We start from the raw sequence: 25,253 nt of genomic DNA, 5'->3' as shown, positions 1-25,253 counted from the left end.
AACGAGCGAAAAAGCCGCCCGCCCCGGAGGTCTCCGGAGCGGGCGGCAACAGCGGGGCGACCCGGACGGGCTACTCCACCTCGTGCTCCTCCCAGGTCTCGTCCTCGGGGTCGTAGTCGGTGATCGCCGACTCCCAGGTGGCCGAGGTCAGCTCGACGCCCGGCACCTCGCCGAGCAGCGCGACCGGGTCGACGAAGTGGGCGAGGGAACCCGACGGGTCCACCTCGATGGCCTCCACGGACTGGGCGCGCTCCTCGTCGTCGAGGTACTCGTCGCCGTCGACCTGGGCCAGAGCCGCGGCCTTGAGCGCCTGCTCGTCGGTGATCTCCGCGATGAGCTCTATGGTGAGGCGGACGTAGCGCGGAGCGTCCTGCCCGGAAAGATCAGTGCTGGTCATGCCTGCGAGAGTAGGCGAGCGGGCCGCCGCACGGAAACGGGAGCGAGCGACCGGTTTCACGGCGTGAGCCTCAGGGCGCGCATCGCGCAGGGCCCCGGCCGGCAAGAGGGTGCACCACATACGGCAGGGCCGGTCCCCGGAGTCCGGGAACCGGCCCTGCCGCCTCCGCACAGGCTCCCCCACCCGGGAGCCGCGGAGACGCGCCTTACGGCGCGATGGGTGGCGCGGGGGCCACCACACCCTGCCGATCGGCCGAAGCCGGACAGGGGCGGGACGACGGCAGCCCCCGCGCGCAGGACACGGTGGGCCGGGTCAGGGCCGACCGACGTGTCCGTGGTGACCGCGATGCCGGGGAGCCGCTCCCGACCTCCGCTGTCACCATGCTCGGCGTCTTGCCGTTGACCAATACGATGCCGGACGGTTGTTAACCCCGTGATGCGCGGACGTGACGTCGGTGTACCAACCGCCGAACCCGACCCGCTTTCACCCGTCCGGCCCGCGAAGGCCGCTGATCCCGGGTCAGTGACCGGCGCGGCTGGTCAGGTAGGACAGCAGGTCCTGCCGGGTGACGATGCCCTGCGGCTTGCCCTCGACCAGCACCACGGCCGCGTCGGCCTTCTCCAGCACGGCCATCAGGCTGGTCACCGACTCGCCCGAGCCGACCACCGGCAGCGGCTTGGACATCACCTTGTCCAGGGTGTCGGAGAGCTGGATGCGCTGGCCGAACAGGCCGTCCAGCAGCTCGCGCTCGACCACCGAGCCGACCACCTCGCCGGCCATGATGTCGGGGTGGCCGGCGCCGGCCGAGACCACCGGCATCTGCGAGACGCCGAAGTCGCGCAGCACCCGGACGGCCTCGGCGACCGTCTCGGTGGGGTGCATGTGGACGAACTGCGGGATGCCCTCGTGCTCGACGGCGTCCTTGCGGGCCAGCACCTCGCCGATGTGCGCCTCGTCGGCGGCGGTCGGCAGGAAGCCGTAGTCGGCCATCCAGTCGTCGTTGAAGATCTTCGAGAGGTAGCCGCGGCCGCCGTCCGGCAGCAGCACCACGACGACGTCGTCCGGTCCGAGCCGGCGGGCCACCTCCAGGGCGGCGACCACGGCCATCCCGCAGGAGCCGCCGACCAGCAGGCCCTCCTCCTTGGCGAGGCGGCGGGTCATCTGGAAGGAGTCCTTGTCGGAGACCGCGACGATCTCGTCCGCCACCCCGCGGTCGTACGCGGTCGGCCAGAAGTCCTCACCGACACCCTCGACCAGGTACGGGCGGCCGGTGCCGCCGGAGTACACCGAGCCCTCGGGGTCGGCGCCGATGACCTGCACGGCGCCGCCGGAGGCGTCCTTGAGGTAGCGGCCACTGCCGGAGATGGTGCCGCCGGTGCCGACGCCCGCGACGAAGTGGGTGATCTTGCCGTCGGTCTGCTCCCACAGCTCGGGGCCGGTGGAGTGGTAGTGCGAGGCCGGGTTCTCCGGGTTCGAGTACTGGTCCGGCTTCCAGGCGTTCGGGGTCTCCCGGACGAGGCGGTCGGAGACGTTGTAGTACGAGTCCGGGTGCTCGGGCGCGACGGCGGTCGGGCAGACCACCACCTCGGCGCCGTAGGCCCGAAGCGTGTTGATCTTGTCGGTGGAGACCTTGTCAGGGCAGACGAAGATGCACTTGTAGCCCTTCTGCTGGGCCACGATGGCCAGGCCGACGCCGGTGTTGCCGGAGGTCGGCTCGACGATCGTGCCGCCCGGCTTGAGCGCGCCCGAGGCCTCGGCGGCCTCGATCATGCGCATCGCGATCCGGTCCTTCACCGACCCGCCGGGGTTGAAGTACTCCACCTTCGCCAGCACCGTGGCACTGATTCCGTCGGTTACCTTGTTGAGCTTCACCAGAGGTGTGTTTCCGACCAGATCAATGATCGAGTTGTGGTACCGCACGGGGATCCTCCCGGTCTGTGGCTTCTGTGACTGTGGGTACTGAAAGCCTATGGCCCCGGATGGCCGATGGGCGCCGATAGCGCGCGGGTCCAGGCGGGTACCTAGGACTACGGAGCCCTCGCACGAGCCCGTGCGGGGCGAACGCACAAGGGGGTGCCGGATGCCAGGGGCACAGGCGTCGCGGGCCCGGGTGGCCCGCCGGATCGCGACCGCCGCGGCCTACGGCGGTGGCGGGCTCGGGCTTGTCGGGGTGGGTGTGGCCGGTCTGCTGCTGACCGAGAGCCGGCTGGCGATCCGCGCGATCGGACTGCTGGAGGGCGACGCGCCACGGGCCGACGGGGTGTACGGGGACGCCTTCGCCGAGCCCGGGGACGCCCGCCCGCCGCTGCGGCTGGCCTTCCTGGGGGACTCCACGGCGGCCGGGCTCGGCGTCACCCGGGGCCAGGAGACCCCGGGGGCGCTGCTCGCCTCGGGCCTGGCCTCGGTGGCCGAGCGCCGGGTGCGGCTGCGCAATGTGGCCGCCTCCGGCGCCCGCTCCTCGGACCTGACCCGGCAGGTCGAGCTGGCGGCGCCGTTCCACCCCGAGCTGGCCGTGATCATGATCGGCGCCAACGACGTGACCAGGCGCAGCCCCGCCTCCCAGTCCGTCCGGCAGCTCGGGGAGGCGGTGCTGGCCCTGCGGGACCTCGGCTGCGAGGTGGTCGTCGGCACCTGCCCGGATCTGGGCACGATCAAGCCGGTGCGGCCGCCGCTGCGCTGGGTGGCCCGCCGGGTGAGCCGGCAGCTGGCCGCGGCCCAGACCATCGCGGTGGTGGAGTGCGGCGGCCGGACGGTCTCGCTGGGCTCACTGCTCGGCCCGGAGTTCGCCGCCCGGCCGGAGATGTTCGCCGCCGACCGCTACCACCCGTCCGCCCAGGGCTACGCGACGGCGGCGATGGCCCTGCTGCCCTCGCTCTGCGCCGCCCTGGACCTCTGGCCGGCGGAGACCGTCCCGAGCGTGCCGGTGCAGGGCGACGCGGTGCTGCCGGTGGCGGTGGCCGCCGCCGCCGCGGCCGGCCAGTCGGGCACCGAGGTGGTCGCGGTCGGGCCGGACGGCGCCCGGCGCTGGGCCCAGCTGCGGCACCGGCTGCGGCTCGGGCTGCCGGGTGCGGGCAGCGCGCCGGAGCCGGAGTCCGCGTCGGCGAACTCACACCCGGGGGCGGGTGACGCCGGAGCTACTTAACGGTAACTTTCCTCCGAGCGACCCTCGGGGCCCTTCCGCACCCGGTCTCGCTCGACCGCCCAGGCCACGCAGCGAGGAGCCCACCATGCCCGAAGCCGTCATCGTCAGCGCCGCCCGTTCGCCGATCGGCCGGGCGTTCAAGGGATCGCTCAAGGACGTCCGCCCGGACGACCTGACCGCGCAGATCATCGCCGCCGCGCTGGCCAAGGTGCCCGAGCTGGACCCGCGCCAGATCGACGACCTGATGCTCGGCTGCGGCCTGCCCGGCGGCGAGCAGGGCCACAACCTGGCGCGGATCGTCGCCGTCCAGATGGGCATGGACTACCTGCCGGGCGCCACCATCACCCGCTACTGCTCCTCCTCGCTGCAGACCACCCGGATGGCACTGCACGCGATCAAGGCCGGCGAGGGCGACGTTTTCATCTCGGCCGGTGTCGAGACCGTCTCGCGCAGTGTCAACGGCACCTCGGACGGCATGCCGGGCACCCTCAACCCGTTCTTCGACGACGCGCTCGCGCGGACCGCCAAGCGGGCCGAGGAGGGCGGCGGCGAGTGGCACGACCCCCGCGAGGACGGGCTCGCCCCGGACGCGTACATCGCGATGGGCCAGACCGCGGAGAACCTGGCCGCGCTCAAGGGCGTCACCCGGGCCGACCAGGACGAGTTCGGCGTCCGTTCGCAGAACCTGGCCGAGGCCGCGATCAAGGCGGGCTTCTGGCAGCGCGAGATCACCCCGGTCACCACCCCCGACGGCACCGTGGTCTCGGCCGACGACGGCCCGCGCGCGGGAGTGACCCTGGAGGCCGTCTCGGGCCTGAAGCCGGTGTTCCGGCCGGACGGCACCGTGACCGCGGGTAACTGCTGCCCGCTGAACGACGGCGCCGCGGCCCTGGTGATCATGTCCGACACCAAGGCCCGCGAGCTCGGCCTCACCCCGCTGGCCCGGGTGGTCTCCACCGGCGTCAGCGGCCTGTCCCCCGAGATCATGGGCTACGGGCCGGTCGAGGCCTCGCGGCAGGCGCTCAAGCGTGCCGGGCTGTCCATCGGCGACATCGACCTGGTCGAGATCAACGAGGCCTTCGCGGCCCAGGTCATCCCCTCCTACCGGGACCTGGGCATCGACCTGGACCGGCTGAACGTCAACGGCGGCGCGATCGCCATCGGCCACCCCTTCGGCATGACCGGCGCCCGGATCACCACCACCCTGATCAACTCCCTGCAGTGGCACGACAAGCAGTTCGGCCTGGAGACCATGTGCGTCGGCGGCGGCCAGGGCATGGCGATGGTCATCGAGCGGCTCAGCTGACCTTTCGGTGGCCCCGCCACCCGTTCGGACTCACCGAGAGTAATTGAGAGCCGGATCACACCTCAGGTGCGATCCGGCTCTTCTCATTGTCGATTCGGACCGTTTGATCGACACTCCGGAATGGATCGACTGCGCTGCGTAGAACGGTATTACCTAACAATTTGAGGACAAGGAGGAAAGTCACAGACAAATTGGACATCAGCCACTGCAGCATCTGCCTTTCATGCGGCAGTGTGGAGACGTAACCCCGTTCCACTCCTCGCAAGGAGTACGTTCCGTGAGCGCCGTCTACACCTCCCTGCTGCTGATCCTGATCCTCGTGTCGACCACCGTCCTGCTGCAGCTGCGCCGTGTCGCACGCCGGCTGGACGACTCCGCAGCCCCCGTAACCACCGCCACCCCGGCCGTGGTTGACGAGGCCGTCATACGCCGCGCCGTGACCGAGGCGCTCGCGGCCGACCGGGAACGGGAGATCACCGAGGCCCGCGCATTCTGGGCCGAGCAGGAGGCCAGGGCGGCCGAGGACGCCCCTCTCTTCGACACCCCGTTCACCTCCGTCGGCGAGGAGTGGCCGCTGTTCTTCCCCCGGCCGACCGGCCCGGAGGAGGCCGCGGACCACTCCGGCACCATGGACCCGGCCTTCGGCGAGGCGCTGCGCTCCGCGCTGGAGGACCTGATCAACGACGGCGGCCCCGCCCAGGGCGGCGTCCACCCCTCGATGCCGGCGGCCCACCCCGGCCACGGCGGCGGCGCGGCCCACCCCGCCGACACCGGCGAGGCCCGCGCCCGGCGTGAGGCCGACCTGCTCGCCACCGGCCTGGACGCCGGGCTGCTGGACGCCGACACCGAGCCGGCCGTGGTCCCGGACCCGCGCCGGCACCCCTCGCACCCCGAGTTCGTCCCCAGCCCGACCCCGTCCCGCGAGTGGACCGACGACCGGCTGACCGCGCTCGCCGAGGAGCGGGTCGGCCTGACCGACGTCCGCCCCGGCCCGCTCGGCACCCTCGACGTGTACGCCTTCGCCGACGGCACCACGCTCTGCGTGGCCCCCGGCGACCGCGAGGCGGCCTACCGGCTGATCGACGCGGTCCGGGCGGGTGAGGACGTGCGGCTGCTCGGCGGCTCGCGCTTCTCCGGCTCGTACTCGCTGACCTTCTCCACCGACGACGACGCCGTGTACGTCCTGGCCGACCGGGTGGTCGCCAGCATCTGAGCACGGCAGCAGCACCGGCCGGGGCCGGTCGGACGCCAGGGGTTACGGCGTCCGACCGGCCCCGGTGCGTCTCCCGGCGTGCTTCCCGGCCGCCGTCGGGCGGCCGCTCAGGCGACCAGCTCGCCGACCGCGACCACCTCGGCCACCGCCGCGGCCAGCACCCGTGGGTCCCCGGTGGCGGCGGCCAGGTCGTGACCGGCCACCGCCAGCTGGTCGCCGACCGCGAAGTCGCCGGCGCCCGGGAGTTCGCGCGGCGGCTCGCCCTCCAGCCGCAGGGCGGTGGCGGCGAGGCTCCGGGCCAGCGCCAGCGCGGCGGCGGCCCGGGACGGGTGGCCGGGGACGGCGCCGCGCAGCCGGCTCTGCGGCATCGAGCGGAACCGGTCCGCCAGCCGGTCGACGGCGGCGGTCAGGGTGAGAGCTTCGGACATGCAGCGAGGCTACCCGCAGACGCCGCGGGCCCCGGGAGTACGAGACTCCCGGGGCCCGCGATCGGCGGCGCCGACTAGTCGTCGCCGCGCAGGATCGCGATCACGCGGAGCAGGTAGACGTAGATCCAGATCAACGAGACCGTCAGCCCGAACGCCGCCCGCCAGGACTCCTTCTGCGGTGCGCCGCCGCGGATGCCTGCCTCGATCTCCGCGAAGTCCAGCGTGAGGAAGAAGGCGCCGAGGGCGACGCCCGCCAGGCCGAACAGCAGCCCGATCGGGCCCGAGCTCAGACCGAGGTCCGCGCCGGCCGTCCAGGCGGCAAAGTTGATCATCGCGAGGAAGGTGAAGCCCAGGCCGATCGCCGTGCCGATCCGGGCGTAGCGCCCGGTGACCCGGATCCAGCCGCTCCGGTACGAGACCAGCATCGCGGCGAAGACCGTCAGGGTGCCCAGCACGGCCTGGATGACGATGCCGTCCCAGACCGTCTCGAAGGCCTTGGAGATCACCCCGAGGGCGACGCCCTCAAGACCCGCGTACAGCAGGATCAACGGCGGGCTGACGCTGCGCTTGAAGTTGATGACCAGGCCGAGCACCATCGCGACCAGCGACGCGCCGATGGCCAGGCCGAAGTTCCCGACCGGGACGGTGAACCAGGCCACCGCGCCGACGGACACCAGCGTGAGCAGCGTGAGAGCCGTCCGCGCGACCACGTCGTCCATGGTCATCCGGCCGGTGTCGAGCGGACCGGCCGACGGGGCCTGGTAGAGCTCGACCAGCTGGTCGTCCGTCAGCGCGCCGCCGTGGGGCTGCTGGGCGGCGTAGGGGTTGTTGGCGTACGGGTTCGCACCCGGCGCCGGAGCGCCGTACGGCTGCTGGGCGGTGTTGAACCCCGCGTAGCCGGTGTCGCGGGAGAAGGACCCGTCCCGCGAGAAGACCGGATTGCTGCTTCTCATGCTCATTCCCTCCGGGGGGCGGCACGGCACCACCCACCACGGGACAAGAGTAATGTCTTGGCAAAGGGTCGCGCGTACGCCGCGAGGATGATCTCTCGCGGCGTCGCGGGCGGAGCTGGTGCCCGGAGCCGGACTCGAACCGGCACGGCCTTCCGGCCAAGCAGTTTTAAGCTGCCCGTGTCTGCGTTCCACCACCCGGGCGTGAACCGCTCCCGCCCCTGTTCGGGCTACCCCTGAGCCTAGTCGCCCGACTCCCGGTTTCGCATGTTCCCGGCCACGGAAGTTGTCATGCTTCCTTGCCATCTGACGAACCGTCTGTGATCCGGCCAGCTGATGAGCTGTTATCGGCCACCCGGCCCGCCTCAGGGATGGTGTCATCCCGCAGGAGGAGGGTGACGGTCCGGTGTACGCCCTGCGGTGGTGTGCCCAACCGTCCGCCGGAGCGACGGAAACCGGCGATCCCGCGTCGGACCATGGAGACGCGGCCATCCTGTGCCCGGCCGCCCTGCCCGTCCCCTCCCGACAGGAGCCCCTCGTGAGCACCATGACGACCACCACCGCCGCCGCCCGCGCCACCGGCCTCAACAAGGTCTACGGCGAGGGCGAGACCCGGGTGGTGGCGCTGGACGACGTGAGCGTGGCCTTCGGCCAGGGCGAGTTCACCGCCATCATGGGCCCCTCCGGCTCCGGCAAGTCCACCCTCATGCACTGCATGGCCGGCCTCGACACCGTCTCCTCCGGCTCCGCCACCATCGGCGACGTCGAACTCGTCGGCCTCAAGGACAAGCAGCTCACCCGACTGCGCCGCGACCGCATCGGCTTCGTCTTCCAGGCCTTCAACCTGCTCCCCACCCTGACCGCCCTGGAGAACATCACCCTCCCCATGGACATCGCCGGCCGCAAGCCCGACCAGGCCTGGCTCGACACCGTCGTCGACACCGTCGGCCTCTCCGGCCGCCTCAGCCACCGCCCCTCCCAGCTCTCCGGCGGCCAGCAGCAGCGCGTCGCCTGCGCCCGCGCCCTCGCCTCCCGGCCCGACATCGTCTTCGCCGACGAACCCACCGGCAACCTCGACTCCCGCTCCGGCGCCGAGATCCTCTCCTTCCTGCGCAACTCCGTGCGCGAACTCGGCCAGACCGTCGTCATGGTCACCCACGACCCCGTCGCCGCCTCCTACGCCGACCGCGTCGTCTTCCTCGCCGACGGCCGCATCGTCGACGAACTCCACCACCCCACCGCCGACACCGTCCTCGACCGGATGCGCCGCTTCGACGCCAAGGGCCGCACCAGCTGACGCCCGGCCAACCGCCGCCCCGCACCTCCGACTTCAGGACACCCATGTACCGCACCGCACTGCGCAACGTGCTGGCCCACAAGGGCCGCCTGCTGATGACCGCGCTCGCCATCATGCTCGGCACCGCCTTCGTCGCCGGCACCATGGTCTTCTCCGACACGCTCGGACTGGCCATGAAGAACAGCTACTCCAAGAGCTACTCCGACGTCTCGGTGCTGGTGACCGACCGGGCGGCCGGCTCCTCGGTCCGCGCCGACCAGCGCGGCGACCACGCCGCGGCCCCCCTGACCGACGCCACCGTCCGTCAGCTCGGCGCCCTGCCCGGCGTCGACCGGGCCCGTGGTGTGGTCTCCGGCTTCACCGGCGTGGCGGACGCAAAGGGCAACCTGATCGGTCAGGCGTGGAGCGCGCAGGGCGCCAACTTCGTCCCCGACGCCTCCGGCCGGGACTCCCGCTACCCCCTGGTCGAGGGCCGCGGCCCCAGGACGGGCACCGAGGTCGCGCTGGACCGGGCCACCGCCGAGGCGAACGGCTTCAAGGTCGGCTCCACCGTCCGGATAGCCGGCAACGGCCCGGCCGTGAACGCCACCCTGACCGGCATCGTCACCACCGACGACCCGACCGTCACCTCCGGCGGCACGCTGACCCTGATGGACACCGCCACCGCCCAGCGGATGCTGGCGACCCCCGACCGGTACAGCAGCGTGGTGCTGACCGCGAAGGCGGGCACCGCCGAGGGCGCACTGCTCACCGCCGTCCGCGACACCCTGCCCAAGGACGGCCGCTTCGGCCTCGAGACCGGCCAGGAGCTGACCGACCAGCAGACCCGGATGATCGCCGATTCGACCACCGCCATGAAGACCATGCTGCTGGTCTTCGCGGCCATCTCGCTGTTCGTCGGCATCTTCATCATCGCCAACACCTTCAGCATGCTGATCGCCCAGCGCATCAAGGAGCTGGCCCTGCTGCGCGCCGTCGGCGCCGGCCGCCGCCAGGTCACCGGCTCGGTGCTGGTCGAGGCCCTGCTGATCGGTACCACCGCCTCGGCGGCCGGCCTGCTGGCGGGCGTCGGGATCGGCGCCGGGATGCAGTCGCTGATCCACTCGTTCAGCCCGGGCATGCCCACCGGCTCCCTGGTGGTCGCCCCGGCCACGGTGGTCACCGCCCTCGTCGTCGGTGTGCTGGTCACCGTACTGTCCGCGGTGCTGCCCGCCGTCCGGGCCTCGCGGATCCCCCCGGTGGCCGCGATGAGCAGCGGCGAGCAGCCCACCACCCAGAAGGGCCTGATCGTCCGTAACACCATCGGCTCGCTTATCACCGCCGGCGGTCTGGCGCTGATCCTGGGCGGCGCGTCCGCCGCCGACAAGTCCGGGCGCACCCTGATCGAGCTCGGCGCGCCGCTGACCCTGATCGGCATCTTCGTCCTGCTGCCGCTGCTCTCCCGCCCGGTGATCGCCCTGGTCGGCCCGCTGCTCGCCCGGCTGGCCGGCACCCCCGGCAAGCTGGCCCGGCGCAACGCCGTGCGCAACCCCCGCCGGACGGCCGCCACCGCGGCGGCGCTCACCATCGGCCTGACCCTGGTCAGCGCCATGACGGTGCTCGGCAGCTCGGTCAACGACGCGGTCGCCCGGACGGTCACCGGCACCATGAAGGCCGACTACAACGTGGCCATGGCCACCCACGGTGACCTCTCCCCCGAGGTCGCCACGGCCGTCGCCAAGGCCCCCGGAGTGGTCGCCTCCTCCCCCGTCACCAACGTCTACTGGTCGTTCGACGGCAAGAACCGGGCGGTCAACGGCTTCGACGCGGCCGGCTTCGACCAGCTGGTCGCGCCCGTCCTGGAGAGCGGCTCCGCGGACGCCCTCAAGCAGGGCCGGATCCTGGTCGACAGCAACGTCGCCAAGAGTGCGAACCTCGCGGTCGGCTCCGCCCTCACCGTCACCTACGACGACGGCACGTCCGGCAGCGTCACGGTCGGCGGCGTGTTCCGCGCCAGCGACATGCTCTCGCCCGTGCTGATGGCCAACTCCGAGGTGACCAAGCACGCCGAGCAGCCGTACGTCAGCGAGATCCTGGTGAAGGGCGCCGACGGCGCGACGGCCGCGCTCAAGCAGTCCGTCAAGGAGGCCACCGGCAGCAACCCGGTGATCGAGGTCAAGAGCAAGCAGGACATGCAGGACGAGTTCAGCCGGGCCATCTCCTTCGCGCTGAACATGATGTACGGCCTGCTGGCGATGTCCGTCCTGGTCGCCGTCCTCGGTGTGGTCAACACCCTGGCGATGTCGGTCTTCGAGCGCAAGCGCGAGATCGGCATGCTGCGGGCGATCGGCCTGGACCGAGGCGGGATCAAGCGGATGGTCCGGCTGGAGTCGGTGGTCATCTCGCTGTTCGGCGCGGTGATCGGCGTCGCGCTCGGCTGCTTCCTGGCCTGGGCCACCAACCGCACCCTGGCCCCCGACCTCCCGGGCCTGACCACCGTCGTCCCCTACGGCCGGATGCTGGTCTTCCTGGCCCTGGCCGGACTGGTCGGCATGGTCGCCGCCATCTGGCCGGCCCGCCGGGCCGCCAGGCTGGACATCCTGACCAGCATCAAGACCGACTGACCGGACGGGCACACGAGAAGGCCCCCGGCCGACCCCCCACGGAGGGTGGGAGTCGACCGGGGGCCTTCTTCGTCACTTCGGGACTTCTCGGAACTTCTGTACTCCGCCCGGTCGCACTGCCGGCTGAGCACCACGGAGGTCGTGGTCCGGCGACGTTGCCGGGCGGAGAGCCTCCGACTCGTACCCGGGCGTCCACGCGCCCGGATCTGGTCGTCTACTTGCTGGTCGCGAGCTCCTTCTCGGCCGGAGCGGCCTGGGCCACGATCTTGGGCGCCGGGCCGGCGGCCTCCTGGAAGGCCACGAACGGCTTCTCCATCTCGGCGAGGCCGACGGTCTCCCGCTTGAGGAACATCGCCAGCGTCCAGTCGGTGAAGACCCGGATCTTGCGGTTCATGGTCGGCACCCGGCTGCCGTGGTACAGGCGGTGGAACCACCAGGCCGGACGGCCCTTCAGCTTGTACTTGCCGAAGAGGATCGCCACGCCCTTGTGCAGGCCGAGACCGGCGACCGCACCGAGGTTCTTGTGCTTGTACTCGGCCTGCGGGAAGCCGCGCATGCCGGAGATGACGTTGTCACCGAGCACGATGGCCTGACGGACCGCGTGCTGGGCGTTCGGCGGGCACCAGGCGCCCTCGCCCACGGCGAGGTCCGGCACCTGGGCGTTGTCGCCGGCCGACCAGACGTAGTCGAAGCCCTTGACCTGCAGGGTCGGGGCGGTGTCCACGTGGCCGCGCGGGCCCAGCGGCAGGCCGAAGTTGGCCAGCACCGGGTTCGGCTTCACGCCGGCCGTCCACACGATGGTGGAGGCGTCCGCCTCGACGCCGTTCTTCAGCACGACGTGCTGGTCGACGCAGGAGTCCATCGAGGTCTCGATGTAGATCTCGATGTTGCGCTCTTCGAGCTTCTCCTTGGTCCACAGACCGAGGTCCGGGCCCATCTCGGGGAGGATCCGGTTGGCCGCCTCGACGAGGATGAAACGCATGTCCTCGCGGCTGACGGTCTTGTAGATCTTCGCCGCGTCGCGGGCCATGTCCTCGACCTCGGCGATGGTCTCGACGCCGGCGAAGCCGCCGCCGATCACCACGAAGGTCAGGGCCTTGCGGCGGACCGCCTCGTCCGTGGTGGACTCGGCCTTGTCCAGCTGCGCCATGACGTGGTTGCGGAGGCTGATCGCCTCCTCGACCGTCTTCATGCCGATGCCGTGCTCGGCCAGGCCGGGGATCGGGAAGGTGCGGGAGACCGAGCCGGTCGCGACGACCAGGTACTCGAAGGGCAGCTCGTACGAGTCGCCGGCCGCGGGCTGGATGGTGGCGACCTTGCGGGCGTGGTCCACACCGGTGACCGCACCGGTGAGCACCTCCGCCTTCTTCAGGGCGCTGCGCAGCGGGGCGACGAGGTTGCGGGGCGCGACGTTGCCGCCGGCCGCCTCGGGGAGGAAGGGCAGGTACGTCATGTACGGCCGCGGGTCGACGACCGTGACGGTCGCTTCGCCATAACGCATCTTCTTGAGGATGCGCATCGCGGCATACAGGCCGACGTAACCACCGCCGACAATGAGGATGCGAGGACGCTCCGTGGTGCTCATATCCGAAAGTATCCACCCCCGCCCGGAGCACCCTTCGTGAGGCCCGTCACAGACCTCTGGACACCCTCTGCTACACTGCGCGGCCACAATCGGGGGCCCGACGGGTGTCCTCACGGCCCGGCCCGGCGCACCGTGAGCGCGGCGCGGGCAACCGCCTCGCTGAGCAGCAACGATCCCGGACGGGCCCGGGTTCCCGCGCCTCATTTCGATTCCATCGCCGAGTCGGAGGCGCCACCTGGGATCCACGGGGGGATCCACCCGGGCAGCCTTCGGTCCCGCATATCGGACGTTGCGGGCACGCGGGTGCGTCGAAAGGCTGGATCGCCATGTGAAGAAATTCACGAACTTTCTCGCGGCACGACCCACAGACCGCGGCCCCGGGTCGGCGGATGCCGTCCCGGGGCCGGTTCGGTAAGGGGTGAGCGGGGTCAGGGGGCGATACTCCAGGCGATCCCGTCCAGGATGTCGTGCTCGCTGACCACCAGCTCGGCGGCGCCCGTGCGCTCCATGATCTCCAGCAGCACCACGGCGCCGGCCGCGATCACGTCCACCCGGCCCGGGTGCATCACCGGAATGGCGGCGCGCTCGGCGTGGGTGGCGGTCAGCAGCCGGCCGGCCACCTCGCGGACCTGCTCCAGGGTGAGGCGGGAGTGGTGGATCCGCTCGGAGTCGTACTCCGGCAGCTCCAGCACGATCCCGGCGACCGTGGTGACGGTGCCGGCCACGCCGACCAGGGTGGCGGCGGAGTCCAGCGGGACGGTCTCGGCGGCCAGGTCCAGTGCGGCCCTGATGTCCGCCTTGGCCCGGGAGATCTGACCCAGCGTCGGCAGCTCGGTGCCGGCGAAGTGCCGCTCGGTCATCCGGACGCAGCCGATGTCGACCGAGCGGGCCGCCTGCACCTCCTCGGCGCCGAGCACGAACTCGGTGGAGCCGCCGCCCAGGTCGAAGACCAGGTACGGGGTGGCCAGGTCGGTGCCGGACAGCTCCTTGGTGGCGCCGAGGAAGGACAGGTGGGCCTCCTCCTCGCCGGTGATGACCTCGGGCCGGACGCCCAGGATCTCCCGCACGCCCCGGGTGAACTCCTCGGCGTTCTCGGCGTCCCGGGAGGCGCTGGTGGCCGTCAGCCGGATCCGGTCCGGGCCGACGCCGTGTCCGGTGATCAGCTCCGCGTACGTGCGGCAGGCCGCGAAGGTGCGCTCCAGCGCCTCGGGCGCCAGCCGGCCGGTGCTGTCCACGCCCTGGCCGAGCCGGTTGATGACCATCCGCCGGTCGAGGTCGGTGATCTCGCCGGTCTCCGGGTCGAGGTCGGCGATCAGCAGCCGGATCGAGTTGGTGCCGCAGTCGATCGCGGCGACCCTGGTGACGGTCACTGGCCCTCTTCCTCGGTCTGCGCGCGCTTGGCGGCGCGCTCGGCGGCCTTCTGCTCCTTGGCCGCGATCACGGCCGCGTGGTCCTCGGCGGCGGCGCGCTGCTCGGCGACGGCGGCGGCGCTCGCGGCCACCTCGGCCGGGGACACGCACGGGCCCTTGGCCCACCAGTCCTCCAGCATGCCGATCGCCTCGTCGCCGAGCGGGTTCACGCCGGGGCCGGCCGCCAGCGAGTGGCCGACGAGCACGTGCAGGCACTTCACCCGGTCCGGCATGCCGCCGGCGCTCGGGAAGTTCTCCAGCACCTCGATCGCGTCCCGCCGGGCGATGTAGTCCTCGTGCGCCGCCCGGTAGGCGGCGGCCAGCTCCGGGTCCTCGGCCAGCCGGGCCGTCTGATCCTTCATCACGCCGTCCGCCTCCAGGGTGCCGATCAGCGAGGCGGCCTTGGGGCAGGTCAGGTAGTAGAGGGTGGGGAAGGGGGTGCCGTCGGGCAGCCGGGGCGCCGTCTCCACGACGTCCGGGTTGCCGCAGGGGCAGCGGTGGGCGACGCCGCGCAGGCCGCGCGGGACACGGCCGAGCTGGGCGGCGATGGCGGCGACGTCGGAGTCGGCGACGGGAGTGTGCTCAGTGGTCATCAGCGGTCTGTCTTCGATGAGGGGCGGGGGTTCGGGTGCGCTTCGGCGCTGGGGGCGGGTCCGGTCGGGGGCGGGGCGGTGTCGGCCAGGTCGACCGACTCCCAGAATCCGGCGTACCACGGCTTGAGGGGCTTCGCCTGGGCTGCGGGGGCCGCACCGGCCGACGAGGACTTCACGGTCGCCGAGGGCGTCGGGTCCACCGACACGAACGGCGTCTCACCCGGCTGCGCGTAGTGCAGCCGCTCCCGCGCCTGCGCCTTCACGTACTCCGGGTCCTGCCAGCGGGCCCGGTCCCGGGTGAGCTGCTCGACCTGCTGCCGGACCTGCTCCGCCCGCGCCCGCTGTTCGGCGACCTCGGACCGCTGCGCGATGAACTGCCGGGCGGGGTAGGCGAGTATCGCCACCAGCGAGCACAGGACGAGTACCAGGACGGTGGCCCGGCTGGTGAACCGCGGCCGCGTCGCGAGCCCCGGAATCCTCCACCTGGCCATCTCCTACCCCTCCCCGCGGTGAGCGGGCCCTGCACGCCGGGGCCCCGGCACCCACCCTACGGGGTGAGGACCGGGGCCCAGGTGCAACGGCCGTGTGTCAGGCTCAGCCTTCGGACTTGAAGCGCGGGAACGCGCCGCGGCCCGCGTACTCGGCGGCGTCGTCGAGGATCTCCTCGATGCGCAGCAGCTGGTTGTACTTGGCGACGCGCTCGGAACGGGCCGGGGCGCCGGTCTTGATCTGGCCGCAGTTGGTGGCGACGGCGAGGTCGGCGATGGTGACGTCCTCGGTCTCGCCGGAGCGGTGCGACATCATGCAGCGGTAGCCGTTGCGCTGGGCCAGCTCGACGGCGTCCAGGGTCTCGGTCAGCGAGCCGATCTGGTTGACCTTCACCAGCAGCGCGTTGGCGGTGCCGGACTCGATGCCGCGGCGCAGGCGCTCCGGGTTGGTGACGAACAGGTCGTCGCCGACCAGCTGGACCTTGTCGCCGAGCTTGTCGGTCATGGCCTTCCAGCCGTCCCAGTCCGACTCGTCCAGCGGGTCCTCGATGGAGACCAGCGGGTACGCGGCGACCAGCTCGGCGTAGTAGTCGATGAGCTCGGCGGAGGAGATCGCCTTGCCCTCGAACTGGTACGAGCCGTCCTGGTGGAACTCGGAGGCGGCGACGTCCAGGGCGAGCGCGACGTCCTTGCCCGGGGTGTAGCCGGCCTTCTTGATGGCCTCGGTGATGAGGTCGAGCGCCTCGCGGTTGGAGTCCAGGTTCGGCGCGAAGCCGCCCTCGTCGCCCAGGCCGGTGGAGAGGCCGCGCTCCTTCAGCACGCCCTTGAGCGTGTGGTAGACCTCGACGCCCCAGCGGACGGCCTCGGAGAAGGACTCCGCGCCGATCGGGGCGATCATGAACTCCTGGATGTCCACGTTGGAGTCCGCGTGCGAACCGCCGTTGAGGATGTTCATCATCGGGACCGGCAGGACGTGCGCGTTCGGGCCACCGAGGTAGCGGAACAGCGGCAGGTCGGAGGCCTCGGAGGCGGCGTGCGCCACGGCGAGGGAGACGCCGAGGATCGCGTTGGCGCCGAGCGAGGACTTGTCCGGGGTGGCGTCCAGGTCGAGCATGGCCTGGTCGATCAGGCGCTGCTCGGTGGCGTCGTAGCCGACCAGCTCCGGGCCGATCTGCTCGATGACGGCGAGAACGGCCTTCTCGACACCCTTGCCGAAGTAGCGGTTCTTGTCGCCGTCACGCAGCTCGAGAGCCTCGAAGGCGCCGGTGGAGGCGCCGGACGGGACGGCGGCACGGCCCGTGCTGCCGTCGTCGAGCCCGACCTCGACCTCGACCGTGGGGTTACCGCGCGAGTCGAGAATCTCACGGGCTACGACGACATCAATGGACGGCACGAGGCATCTCCTTGCGGAAGCGGGATGTGTTGTCGTTACGACCAGAGCCTAACCGCACGCGACGCCCGGGCCGCGCAGACCGTGGCCCCGTCTCACCGTGTGACCCGGCTACCGACCGGTAGTTCACCTGAATGCCCACAAAACAGGCCGCCCCGCCCCGAACGGGGCGGCCTTCCACCCGGCCGCGGTCAGCCGAGCCGGAGCACCTGGCCGGGCTCGATCAGGTCCGGGTCGGCACCGATCACGGCCTGGTTGGCCTGGTAGAGCTGCTGCCAGCCGCCGGCGAGGTGCCGGGCGTCGGCGATGCCGGACAGGGTGTCGCCCGGGTTCACGGTGTAGGCGTCGCCGGACTGCGCGGCCGGGTCGTCCGACACGGCGGGCTCGTCCTCCTGGGCGACGGCCTCCTTGGGCGCGGCGGGCCGCGGGGCCTTCGGCGTGGCGGGCTTCTTGGCCGCCTTGGCCGGGGCGGCGCTGCGGGCGGAGCCCTCGTCCGAGTCCCCGGCGTCCACCTGCGCGGGCGCACCGCCCTTGGTGAGCCCCGCCTTGACGGAGCAGACCGGCCAGGCGCCGGGCCCCTGCGAGGCCAGGACCTTCTCGGCGACGGCGATCTGCTGGCCCTTGGAGGCCTGGTTGGCCTGCGCGGCGTACCGCGTACCGCCGAACGACTTCCAGGTGCTGGGGGTGAACTGCAGCCCGCCGTAGAAGCCGTTGCCGGTGTTGATCCCCCAGTTGCCGCCGCTCTCGCACTGCGCGACCCGGTCCCAGGTCGACACGGGTGCGGCGTGTGCGCCGCCGGCGGTGAGCAGCGGCAGTGCCAGACCGACTCCGGCCACGCCTGCGGCGGCGATGACCTTCTCGGCCTGGGTCCTGCGACGGTGACGGCCCGTTCCGGTGAACAGCATGAGGATTCCTCTCCGCACGCCTGCGAGGTGAGCTGTCGGGTTCGGACCGGGAGGTTGGCCCGTCCGCCTCGGCGGAGCAGGAGGGGGTTCCTGCTTCCGCATCGGCGGCTTCACCCCTAGCCGTTGGGGACGGCAACAAACCTGGGTCCCCCGCCCCTGTCCAGGGTCTGGTCGGTTTCCCGAGGCGCGGCGGACAGGATTCGGCGTTCCGCGTTCGGGGCCCACGGCTGCGGGCTCCACGGAGATTAGGCAGATCTGTCGGTCAATCACAAGCTCATATCGCCAACATCACGCATAAATTACGTACCGTCATGGATCGTCTGCCAACTATCCCGGTATGTCCGGGTTGATGAGCATTCAGCGGACCCGCCGGACAACCCCAAGGACACGCCGAGCCGCGTGTCCGACACCCCCGTCCGGGCTGTTTCCGGACAGCCGGAACACCTTCCCGCGGACTCCCGGGCTGGAAACAGCCGATTTCCGGCCGCCGGAACGACGCCTCGTCAGCACGCGTCCGAATGGAGGAATGTCATGCCCGAATCGAATCCCCGGCAGGCGGCGTGAACGCGACCGGGAGTTCGCGCAGGCCGCGCATGATGAGGCCGCCGCGCCAGCGCAGGGCGTCCGGGTCAGCGTCGAGCCGGAGGTCGGGGAGGCGGGTCAACAGGGTGGCGATGGCGAGCTGTCCCTCAAGCCGGGCCAGCGGGGCGCCGATGCAGTAGTGGATGCCGTGGCCGAAGCCCAGGTGCGGGTTGTCCCGGCGGGCCAGGTCCAGGGTGTTCTCCGCCGCGAAGCGCGCCGGGTCGCGGTCGGCCGCGGCGAGCACCACCAGGACCGGGTCGCCGACCGGGATGTCCACCCCGCCGATGCTGAGCGGGTGGGTGGCGAACCGCCAGGTCGCCAGCTCCACCGGTCCGTCGTAGCGGAGCAGTTCCTCCACGGCGGTGGCCAGCAGCGCGCGCTCGCCGCGCCGGACGGACTCCTGCAGCAGGACCCGCTGCTCGGGGTGGCCGAGCAGCGCGTACAGGCCGTTGCCGATCAGGTTGACGGTGGTCTCGAAGCCGGCGAAGAGCAGGATGAAGGCCATCGCCGCGGCCTCGTTCTCGGTCAGGTGCTCGCCGTGGTCACTGGCCCGGATCAGGCCGGAGATCAGGTCGTCGCCCAGGTCGGCCCGCTTGCGGTGGATCAGCTCCAGCAGGTAGGAGCGCATCTTCTTGACCGCCCGGGCCACTCCGCCGCGCGGGCCGCGGCCGTGCCGGATCATCATCCCGGCCCAGTCCCGGAAGTCGTCCTGGTCCTCGGCCGGGACCCCGAGCAGGTCGCAGATGGCGTAGATGGGGAGCGGGAAGGCGAACTCGTGGATCAGGTCGGCCGAGCCGCGGGCCGCGAAGTCGTCGATCAGCCGGTCGGTCAGCTGCTGCACCCGGGGTTCGAACTCGGCGACCCGGCGCGGGGTGAAGGCCTTGGACACCAGGCGGCGCAGCCGGGTGTGGTCCGGCGGGTCGATGTTCAGCAGGTGGGTCATCAGGTCCGCCTGCCGCTCGCCCGGGATGCCGACCCGGCCGCTGCGGTGGCCCTGCCCGCTGTGGTGGGCGGGGTTCTTGGACAGCCGGCTGTCGGCGAGCGCCTGCCGGGCGTCCGCGTACCGGGTCACCAGCCAGGCGTCCACCCCGCTGGGCAGTGTGGTGCGGTGCACGGGGGCGTGCTCACGCAGCCAGGCGTACGCGGGGTAGGGATTGGCGGCGAACTCCCACGTGAAGAGCTCGGGCTGGGTGGACTCGACGGATTCCGGCATGTCATGACCGTAACCTTTGCCTGCGCGGGCGTGAGTCTGGTCACCTGAGGGGTAATCCCTGTTGCGGAGGGTCGCTGCGTGCCTACGATCCTCCGACAACCGTGTGTGGGCCGCTGTGCGGTGCGGTCCACGGGGTTTCGCTCTGAAGGAGGAGCAGGCCATGCGAGTAACCGGGGCAGTGGTGGTCATCGCGGTGCTCGGCGGCGGGTCGGGGGCCGACCTCGCGCGCCGTTTCGCCGCCGCGGGCGCGGCCGGTCTCCTGATCGCGGATCTCCACCCGGGGGTGGCCGAGGACCTGGCCACCGAGCTGGACCGGCCCGGCTGCCCGGTGGTCGGGGTGAGCGCGGACGTCCACCAGCCCAGCGACGTCGCCGCGCTGGTGGAGACCGCCCGCAAGCACCTCGGCCCGATCGACCTGTTCGCGGTGGCCGGACCGGACGGCGAGCGGATCGTGGCGCTCGCCGACCTGCCCGACCACCTCGACCCGCTGGCCGAACTGCTGGCGCTGGTCGGCGAGGCGATCAGCGAGGTCGTACCGGCCCAGCGCCGGGAGTCGGTGCCGGCTCCGGTCGCGCCGGTGGCGGCGGCTCCGCAGGGCTGAGCACCGCCTCGGGCACGAACCGGGCGCCGGCCGCCCCGGCCGGCTCCGGCCACAGCAGGCACAGCGCCGTGTGGACGAGTGCCGCGGCGCCGAACGAGACCGGCAGGCTGAGGTCGACGCCCGCCGTCAGCTCGGCCAGCGGGCCGACGTACAGCGGGTTGTTGACCCAGAGCACGCCCAGCACCGCGCCGGTGAGGAAGGCCGCCACCGCCCGTGGGTTGAGCCCGCGGGTGTACCAGTAGCGGCCCGCCGGTGCGACGGCCGGGGCGAGTTCGGCCGGGTGGTACCGGCCGCGGTGGAACAGGTAGCCGACGGTCAGGACGGCCGCCCAGGGCGCCACCGCGGTGAGCAGCAGCGAGACGAACGCGGACATCGAGTCCATCGCGTCGTACACCACCGCACCGAGGTAGAGCGCCAGGATCGAGGGCACCGCGACCGCGAGGGTGGCGGTGGCCCGCGAGGTGCGCCAGAACAGCGAGTTGACCGAGAGCCCGGCCGCGTACAGGCACAGGCCGCCCTGCGGGAGGGTGCCGACCAGGCCGAACACCACGATCACCGGGACGCTCCAGCCCGGCACGGCGTCGGTCAGGCCCTGCAGCCAGAGCGGGTCGGTGGGGAAGAAGGTCGTCACGTACGCGCCGACCAGCAGGGCGGCGATGCAGGTGAGGAACATGCTTGCCCCCGCCCACAGCAGCACCGGCCGGTCGCCGCGGCGACCGGACATGTAGCGGCTGTAGTCGCCCTGGAAGGTGGCGTACGAGAGCGGCGCCGCCGCCGAGGCGGTGGCGGCCAGCAGCCAGGTGGCACCCGGGCTGCCGAGGGCGAGCTCGCCGCCGCCGTAGCCGGGTTCGAACCCGGGCGCCAGGACGACGACCAGGAAGAGCAGCATCAGGCCGCCCAGGACGGCGGTGGCCTTGTAGGTGCGGACCAGGGCGTTGTGCCCGAGCGCCGCGACCAGCACCACCGCCACCGCGGCGGCCGGCATGGCCAGGGCCAGCGGGCCGCGGCCGACCGGGGTGCCGATGATCTCGTGCGCGGCGACCATCACGGCCGTGCCGCCGGTCCACACCGAGATGGCGAAGAAGCCGATCGCCACCGCGATGGTGATCACGTTGCCCAGGGCCCGGCCGCGGACGCCGAAGTGCGCGCCGCTGGCCATCGGGTCGTTGAGACCGGTCCGCAGGCCGAAGCGGACCAGCGGCAGGACCATCAGGGTGCCGACCGCGACACCGGCCAGGATCGCGGTGCACGCCGCCCACCAGCCCAGGCCGTAGCTGACCGGCAGCGCGCCGAGCACGACGGTGCCGAAGCAGAACTGGGCGGAGGACCAGATCCAGCCGAACTCGCCGGGTCCGGAGGTCCGTTCGGACTCGGGTATGGGGTCGATGCCGTGCTGCTCGACCTGGGGGCCGCGGGCGGCGGCCCCCAGGTCGGACAGTTCACGGCGGTCCGCCGTCACCTCGCCCCGTCGGCCAGGGCGGCGGCCTCGCGGCTGCCGTCCGAGCCGTCCGCGACCACCGCGACCACCCGGAGCGGGTCGCAGGCCGGCCCGGCGGTGCGCCGGCCCGAGTCGAGGTCGAAGGTCGAGCTGTGCAGCGGGCAGCGGATCCGCAGGGTCTGCTCGTCCACGTGTCCGAACAGCAGCCGGCCCTTGCGGTGCGGGCAGGCGGCCTGGACCAGCACCCGGCGGCCGGAGATCTCCACCAGGACCAGCTGGTCGGTCACCTGCCGCACCCGTGGGCCCGTGGCGGCGGTCATGACGCCGCCCCCGCCCGGGCCCGGGCGTACGCGACCGCCGCGTCGTTGGCCTCGCCGACCACGGCACTGGTCAGCGTGACCCCCGCCCACACCTTGGCCAGGTCCGCCCCGAGCTCCTCGTCGTAGGCGCGGATCGCGGAGCGCATCTGGCGGCTGTGGTACTGGTCGATGTAGAGGTGCTCGGTGAAGTACTGGTGGTGGGTGATGCCGAGCCGCTTGGCCGCCTGGGCGAAACCCTGGAAGCCGTACAGCACGCTGGCCTCGAAGTAGGCGTAGGCGCCGAGGAAGTACTCCGGCGACTCGGCCCGGGCGGCCAGCCAGTGGAAGAGGTTGACGTAGGCGAGGCCGGCGGCACCGGTCCCGTCGATGTAGTCCTCCAGCTCCACGGACATCCCGAGCTCGGTGAGCAGGTCCCGGTAGAGCTGGGAGTGCGCCTGCTCCTCGTTGCCGCAGCCGAGTTCGTCGATCAGCACCCGGAAGACGGCCATGCCCGAGCGGTACGGCAGCCGGGGCACCACCGGCAGCAGCGGCTGCGACTCGATCAGCCCGTCGACCGCGAACTGCGCGACCACGGCCTTGAACTCGTCCAGGTCGGCGGTCAGCGCCAGGTAGTCCTGGCTGGGCGGGATGTCCGCCTGCTCGGCCGCGTGCAGTGCGCCGAGCGCCTTTATCAGCGCCGCGACGGACTCGAACCGCGGCGCCGCCGCCGCGTGTTCCTCGGCCAGCCGACCGATCCAGGCCTCCTCGGTGGCCCGCATCCAGCCGTACTCCTCGGCGGTCGGCAGCCGGCGGTTGAGCCGGAACAGCCTGCGCTGGTCCCGGAGTCGGGCCTGCGCCTCGGTCTCCAGGGTCGCGCTCACCGCTCGGCCACCACGTCCGGGAAGGCGATGACCTCGCGGCGGTGCAGCTCCTGCTTGACGTAGCGGTACCAGTCGTCGCGGAAGATGCCGTACCGCTCGCAGGCCTCGTCGACCCGCTTCTGCACCTCGGGCGCCGGGTCCACCAGGACGGCGTTGCACAGCGCCGGGTCCAGGTTGGCCAGCGGGCCGATCATGCCCGCGACGCCGGGGACGTCGGAGAGCAGGTTCTCCCAGCCCTCGAAGACCGGGATGGTGAGCCCGGCCGCGGCCCGCCGGGTGTACTCGGCGGAGCCGCTGGACTCCTTGATGCCGACGATGCCCGGGAGTTCGCAGATCCGCAGCAGGGTCTCCAGCTCGATCTTGTTGCCGGAGACCGCCTCCTCGTTGTAGAGGAAGAGCGGGATCGGCACCGCCTCACGGATCCGCCGGTAGTGCTGGTAGATCTCGTCCTGGGAGATGTCCGACCGGAACGGGGTCGTCACCACCGCGGTCGCGGCCCCCAGGTCGAGGGCGACTCTCGCCCGTTCGATCACGGCCTCGGTGTCCGGCAGATGGATGCCGGCCAGCACCGGCAGCCCGTCCGCGTACCGGACCGTGTACGTGATCATGTCCCGCCACTGCGCCTCGCTCAGCTTCCAGCCCTCGCCGGAGCTCAGCGCCGGCATCAGACCGGTGACCTCGGCCCGGACGGACCCGATCAGTCGGGCCACGCTCGCCTCGTGGACCCGGCCGTCGGCATCCACCGGGGTGACCAGCGGAGCGATCGTTCCGGAGTACGTCATGACTTCTCCTCAGAGCCGGAGGGCGGCACCCGCAGGGCGAGCGAGTCCTGGTAGAGCGGTTCCAGCAGGCCGGGGAAGACGGGCTCCCGGGCCGGCAGGGGCACCGCGGCGACCGGCAGCCCGGGCCGGGCCCGCAGGGCCGGGTCCGCCGTGACCAGCGTGCCGCCCCGGTTGACCACCTGGCCGAGCAGCAGCCGCTGGGTGAGCGGGAGTCCGGCCAGCTCGGGCGTGCCGGCCGCGGCCGCGAGGTCGCCGTCCGAGTAGCCGATCCGGTCGATCCGCATGTCGGTGTGGAGGTTGTCCATGAACGGGTAGTAGGCGTCCTGGACCTGCCGGGAGTACTGCCAGACCAGGTTGTCGCACCAGCCGACCTGTTCCAGGTTCAGGATCACCCGACCGCTGAGCCGGCTGACGAAGAACTCCTTGAAGCTCCGTCGCACCGTCTCGTCGCTGCTGTGCATCGCCATGAAGGCGGTGCCGTCGATGAAGGTCTCAGAGCTGCTCATGGCGCTTCAGCACCTCGCGGAGCCGCTCCATCGCCGAGGCGAAGACCTTGGGCTCACGGGCCAGCGCGAGGCGCACGTAACGCTCCCCGCGGCTCGGCTCGTTCCAGTAGAAGAAGGTGCCGGGCAGCACGTACACCTCGGAGTCGTACAGCTCGGCCTGGAGCGCCGAGGCGGTCAGGTGCTCGGGCTTGATCCGGAACCAGGCGACGCTGGTGTTGACCACCGGCGTCTGGTACTCCAGCACCGCGCCGTCCAGCGCCCACTCGGCGGCCCGGCGGTTCTGGGTGATGATCTCGCGGACGGACTCGAAGCCGTCCTCGATGGAGTCCTCGATGTACTGGGTCACCATGTTGAGGACGAACGGGGAGACGTTCAGCAGGACGCTGGTGTGCAGGTTGTAGACGTCCTCGTGGATGTTCCGGCTGGCCGTGATCATCGCGCACTTGGCGTCCTGGATCGGCCAGGTCTTGCCGGTGTCCTCGATCACCATGTAGGTGACGCCGGACTCCTCCAACAGCTGGTAGACGTCCACCCGCCCGATCTCCGGATCACACAGGGCGAAGGAGGCGAAGCAGAAGTCGATCATCAGCAGCTTGTCGTGGTCGACGCAGTAGCGGATGACCTCGCGGAAGCCGTCCAGCCCCTGGGCGAGCAGGGTGAACCCGGTCGGGTTGTTCGGGTCGACCAGGTAGATGGCGTCCGTCTCGACGTTGGCGACCAGCCCGTCGTAGATGCCGGCCGTCTCGGCCAGCGTCTGCTCCGGGAGCGGCTTCAACGGCACCTGCATGTTGCGCAGCAGGTCGGTGAGGTTGTCGAAGCAGGGCTCGATGAGCGAGACCGTCATCTCACGCCGCTTCAGATACATCGCGGCGACCATGGTGGCCACACTCGCCGAGTACGAGAGCAGGGTCCGGCCCATCGTGCGGGCGGTGGGCTGGCGGTGCAGTCGGAAGAAGGCGTCGATGAACTGCGCCTCGAAGTAGGACTGCTGGTTCTGCTCGGACTCGTACCAGAGCTCCGGCAGCCGGCCCACGATCTTGTCCTGGCTCGCCGACTGACGCTGGTGCGTGTGCGCGTCGGCCAGGTTGAACCTGGTCTTGAGTGCTTCGATCTCGTGCTGAGTCAGGTCCACGAAGGAGCTGACGTCGGAGGTGCTCGTGCTCGACATAGCAATATCCCCCTTGCTGCTGATCGAAATACGGGTGATGAAGATTCGATCACGGGAACGACCTTCGAATCTTCGTT

General features: G+C 71.6%; 22 protein-coding genes, 1 tRNA gene, 1 pseudogene and 1 riboswitch. Of the genes and pseudogenes, 6 read left to right on the top strand and 18 right to left on the bottom strand.

Annotated elements, in window-relative coordinates:
- Positions 1-70 precede the first annotated feature (70 nt).
- Entirely contained in the window at positions 71-397 is a 327-nt protein-coding gene (locus OG871_RS22750) for a hypothetical protein (protein WP_371498822.1), read from the bottom strand.
- A gap of 519 nt (positions 398-916) precedes the next feature.
- On the bottom strand, positions 917-2,317 hold the full coding sequence (locus tag OG871_RS22745) for a cystathionine beta-synthase (RefSeq protein ID WP_371498821.1): 1,401 nt from the start codon (positions 2,315-2,317) through the stop codon (positions 917-919).
- Positions 2,318-2,477: 160 nt separating this feature from the next.
- On the opposite strand from OG871_RS22745, the gene OG871_RS22740 reads away from it, so the two are divergent.
- The 3 genes from OG871_RS22740 (at position 2,478) to OG871_RS22730 (ending at position 6,058) form a co-directional block, all read left to right on the top strand.
- Positions 2,478-3,539 (top strand): SGNH/GDSL hydrolase family protein, encoded by a 1,062-nt coding sequence (locus OG871_RS22740; RefSeq protein WP_371498820.1) that lies wholly within the window; start codon positions 2,478-2,480, stop codon positions 3,537-3,539.
- 85 nt (positions 3,540-3,624) lie between these two features.
- Positions 3,625-4,845 (top strand): acetyl-CoA C-acetyltransferase, encoded by a 1,221-nt coding sequence (locus tag OG871_RS22735; RefSeq protein ID WP_371498819.1) that lies wholly within the window; start codon positions 3,625-3,627, stop codon positions 4,843-4,845.
- A gap of 277 nt (positions 4,846-5,122) precedes the next feature.
- Positions 5,123-6,058 carry a hypothetical protein gene (locus tag OG871_RS22730; protein ID WP_371498818.1) on the top strand — a complete coding sequence of 312 codons (936 nt, stop codon included), beginning with the start codon at positions 5,123-5,125 and terminating at the stop codon, positions 6,056-6,058.
- Between the two features lie 107 nt (positions 6,059-6,165).
- Here OG871_RS22730 and OG871_RS22725 read toward each other — a convergent pair whose 3' ends face one another.
- The 3 genes from OG871_RS22725 to OG871_RS22715 all read right to left on the bottom strand — a co-directional run bounded on the left by OG871_RS22725 (position 6,166) and on the right by OG871_RS22715 (position 7,640).
- Positions 6,166-6,486, bottom strand: coding sequence for a hypothetical protein (locus OG871_RS22725; protein WP_371498817.1), 321 nt, complete (start codon positions 6,484-6,486; stop codon positions 6,166-6,168).
- A 74-nt stretch (positions 6,487-6,560) separates the two neighbouring features.
- Positions 6,561-7,439, bottom strand: coding sequence for a Bax inhibitor-1/YccA family protein (locus tag OG871_RS22720; RefSeq protein WP_371498816.1), 879 nt, complete (start codon positions 7,437-7,439; stop codon positions 6,561-6,563).
- A gap of 116 nt (positions 7,440-7,555) precedes the next feature.
- Positions 7,556-7,640: transfer RNA gene (locus OG871_RS22715), tRNA-Leu, on the bottom strand.
- Positions 7,641-7,983: 343 nt separating this feature from the next.
- Here OG871_RS22715 and OG871_RS22710 point away from each other — a divergent pair.
- Both OG871_RS22710 and OG871_RS22705 read left to right on the top strand, forming a co-directional pair.
- The gene (locus OG871_RS22710) at positions 7,984-8,733 is read left to right on the top strand and encodes an ABC transporter ATP-binding protein (RefSeq protein ID WP_371503237.1); all 750 of its coding nucleotides are present in this window, start codon (positions 7,984-7,986) and stop codon (positions 8,731-8,733) included.
- Between the two features lie 44 nt (positions 8,734-8,777).
- A complete protein-coding gene (locus OG871_RS22705) occupies positions 8,778-11,336 on the top strand; it encodes an ABC transporter permease (RefSeq protein ID WP_371498815.1) in 2,559 nt (852 codons plus the stop codon).
- 214 nt (positions 11,337-11,550) lie between these two features.
- Here OG871_RS22705 and OG871_RS22700 read toward each other — a convergent pair whose 3' ends face one another.
- The 7 genes and pseudogenes from OG871_RS22700 to OG871_RS22670 all read right to left on the bottom strand — a co-directional run bounded on the left by OG871_RS22700 (position 11,551) and on the right by OG871_RS22670 (position 19,501).
- Complete coding sequence (locus tag OG871_RS22700; protein ID WP_371498814.1) at positions 11,551-12,921, bottom strand: NAD(P)/FAD-dependent oxidoreductase; 1,371 nt, start codon at positions 12,919-12,921, stop codon at positions 11,551-11,553.
- A gap of 428 nt (positions 12,922-13,349) precedes the next feature.
- Positions 13,350-14,291, bottom strand: coding sequence for an exopolyphosphatase (locus OG871_RS22695; protein WP_371498813.1), 942 nt, complete (start codon positions 14,289-14,291; stop codon positions 13,350-13,352).
- A 131-nt stretch (positions 14,292-14,422) separates the two neighbouring features.
- Positions 14,423-14,923 (bottom strand): annotated as a pseudogene (locus OG871_RS22690) (DUF501 domain-containing protein); the annotation flags it as partial.
- The gene (locus OG871_RS22685) at positions 14,923-15,414 is read right to left on the bottom strand and encodes a septum formation initiator family protein (protein ID WP_371498812.1); all 492 of its coding nucleotides are present in this window, start codon (positions 15,412-15,414) and stop codon (positions 14,923-14,925) included. The gene OG871_RS22685 and the pseudogene OG871_RS22690, both read right to left, overlap by 1 nt.
- 103 nt (positions 15,415-15,517) lie before the next feature.
- A complete protein-coding gene (gene eno / locus OG871_RS22680) occupies positions 15,518-16,804 on the bottom strand; it encodes a phosphopyruvate hydratase (protein WP_371498811.1) in 1,287 nt (428 codons plus the stop codon).
- A 188-nt stretch (positions 16,805-16,992) separates the two neighbouring features.
- A complete protein-coding gene (locus OG871_RS22675; protein WP_371498810.1) occupies positions 16,993-17,706 on the bottom strand; it encodes a transglycosylase family protein in 714 nt (237 codons plus the stop codon).
- 3 nt (positions 17,707-17,709) lie between these two features.
- A riboswitch (cyclic di-AMP (ydaO/yuaA leader) is annotated at positions 17,710-17,889 on the bottom strand.
- A gap of 346 nt (positions 17,890-18,235) precedes the next feature.
- Positions 18,236-19,501: a cytochrome P450 gene (locus OG871_RS22670; protein ID WP_371498809.1), complete on the bottom strand. Its 1,266-nt coding sequence runs from the start codon at positions 19,499-19,501 to the stop codon at positions 18,236-18,238.
- 160 nt (positions 19,502-19,661) lie between these two features.
- Here OG871_RS22670 and OG871_RS22665 point away from each other — a divergent pair, with 160 nt between their 5' ends.
- Positions 19,662-20,102, top strand: coding sequence for an SDR family NAD(P)-dependent oxidoreductase (locus OG871_RS22665; RefSeq protein WP_371498808.1), 441 nt, complete (start codon positions 19,662-19,664; stop codon positions 20,100-20,102).
- On the opposite strand, the gene OG871_RS22660 is transcribed toward OG871_RS22665, so the two are convergent.
- The 6 genes from OG871_RS22660 to OG871_RS22635 are packed head-to-tail and all read right to left on the bottom strand — an operon-like array spanning position 20,023 to position 25,176.
- Positions 20,023-21,561 (bottom strand): cytosine permease, encoded by a 1,539-nt coding sequence (locus OG871_RS22660; protein ID WP_371498807.1) that lies wholly within the window; start codon positions 21,559-21,561, stop codon positions 20,023-20,025. The genes OG871_RS22665 and OG871_RS22660 overlap by 80 nt on opposite strands.
- The gene (locus OG871_RS22655) at positions 21,558-21,860 is read right to left on the bottom strand and encodes a Rieske (2Fe-2S) protein (RefSeq protein WP_371498806.1); all 303 of its coding nucleotides are present in this window, start codon (positions 21,858-21,860) and stop codon (positions 21,558-21,560) included. The genes OG871_RS22660 and OG871_RS22655 overlap by 4 nt, the downstream gene beginning before the upstream one ends.
- Positions 21,857-22,720: an iron-containing redox enzyme family protein gene (locus OG871_RS22650; RefSeq protein WP_371498805.1), complete on the bottom strand. Its 864-nt coding sequence runs from the start codon at positions 22,718-22,720 to the stop codon at positions 21,857-21,859. The genes OG871_RS22655 and OG871_RS22650 overlap by 4 nt, the downstream gene beginning before the upstream one ends.
- On the bottom strand, positions 22,717-23,502 hold the full coding sequence (locus tag OG871_RS22645; RefSeq protein WP_371498804.1) for a dihydrodipicolinate synthase family protein: 786 nt from the start codon (positions 23,500-23,502) through the stop codon (positions 22,717-22,719). Before OG871_RS22645 ends, OG871_RS22650 begins: the two co-directional genes overlap by 4 nt.
- Positions 23,499-24,008 carry a DUF6190 family protein gene (locus OG871_RS22640; RefSeq protein WP_371498803.1) on the bottom strand — a complete coding sequence of 170 codons (510 nt, stop codon included), beginning with the start codon at positions 24,006-24,008 and terminating at the stop codon, positions 23,499-23,501. Before OG871_RS22640 ends, OG871_RS22645 begins: the two co-directional genes overlap by 4 nt.
- Complete coding sequence (locus tag OG871_RS22635) at positions 23,995-25,176, bottom strand: aminotransferase class I/II-fold pyridoxal phosphate-dependent enzyme (RefSeq protein ID WP_371498802.1); 1,182 nt, start codon at positions 25,174-25,176, stop codon at positions 23,995-23,997. Before OG871_RS22635 ends, OG871_RS22640 begins: the two co-directional genes overlap by 14 nt.
- Positions 25,177-25,253 lie beyond the last annotated feature (77 nt).

Source organism: Kitasatospora sp. NBC_00374, assembly GCF_041434935.1.
In the GTDB taxonomy this organism is placed as follows: Bacteria; Actinomycetota; Actinomycetes; order Streptomycetales; family Streptomycetaceae; genus Kitasatospora.
This window is presented reverse-complemented; position numbering and strand designations above follow the sequence as displayed.

What these genes read in the sequence shown, in the direction of transcription:
- OG871_RS22750 (WP_371498822.1), bottom strand. Translation starts at nt 397, where the DNA reads ATGACCAGCACTGATCTTTCCGGGCAGGACGCTCCGCGCTACGTCCGC.
- OG871_RS22740 (WP_371498820.1), top strand. Translation starts at nt 2,478, where the DNA reads ATGCCAGGGGCACAGGCGTCGCGGGCCCGGGTGGCCCGCCGGATCGCG.
- OG871_RS22735 (WP_371498819.1), top strand. Translation starts at nt 3,625, where the DNA reads ATGCCCGAAGCCGTCATCGTCAGCGCCGCCCGTTCGCCGATCGGCCGG.
- OG871_RS22725 (WP_371498817.1), bottom strand. Translation starts at nt 6,486, where the DNA reads ATGTCCGAAGCTCTCACCCTGACCGCCGCCGTCGACCGGCTGGCGGAC.
- OG871_RS22720 (WP_371498816.1), bottom strand. Translation starts at nt 7,439, where the DNA reads ATGAGAAGCAGCAATCCGGTCTTCTCGCGGGACGGGTCCTTCTCCCGC.
- OG871_RS22710 (WP_371503237.1), top strand. Translation starts at nt 7,984, where the DNA reads ATGACGACCACCACCGCCGCCGCCCGCGCCACCGGCCTCAACAAGGTC.
- OG871_RS22705 (WP_371498815.1), top strand. Translation starts at nt 8,778, where the DNA reads ATGTACCGCACCGCACTGCGCAACGTGCTGGCCCACAAGGGCCGCCTG.
- OG871_RS22700 (WP_371498814.1), bottom strand. Translation starts at nt 12,921, where the DNA reads ATGAGCACCACGGAGCGTCCTCGCATCCTCATTGTCGGCGGTGGTTAC.
- OG871_RS22685 (WP_371498812.1), bottom strand. Translation starts at nt 15,414, where the DNA reads ATGGCCAGGTGGAGGATTCCGGGGCTCGCGACGCGGCCGCGGTTCACC.
- OG871_RS22675 (WP_371498810.1), bottom strand. Translation starts at nt 17,706, where the DNA reads ATGCTGTTCACCGGAACGGGCCGTCACCGTCGCAGGACCCAGGCCGAG.
- OG871_RS22670 (WP_371498809.1), bottom strand. Translation starts at nt 19,501, where the DNA reads ATGCCGGAATCCGTCGAGTCCACCCAGCCCGAGCTCTTCACGTGGGAG.
- OG871_RS22665 (WP_371498808.1), top strand. Translation starts at nt 19,662, where the DNA reads ATGCGAGTAACCGGGGCAGTGGTGGTCATCGCGGTGCTCGGCGGCGGG.
- OG871_RS22655 (WP_371498806.1), bottom strand. Translation starts at nt 21,860, where the DNA reads ATGACCGCCGCCACGGGCCCACGGGTGCGGCAGGTGACCGACCAGCTG.
- OG871_RS22645 (WP_371498804.1), bottom strand. Translation starts at nt 23,502, where the DNA reads ATGACGTACTCCGGAACGATCGCTCCGCTGGTCACCCCGGTGGATGCC.
- OG871_RS22640 (WP_371498803.1), bottom strand. Translation starts at nt 24,008, where the DNA reads ATGAGCAGCTCTGAGACCTTCATCGACGGCACCGCCTTCATGGCGATG.
- OG871_RS22635 (WP_371498802.1), bottom strand. Translation starts at nt 25,176, where the DNA reads ATGTCGAGCACGAGCACCTCCGACGTCAGCTCCTTCGTGGACCTGACT.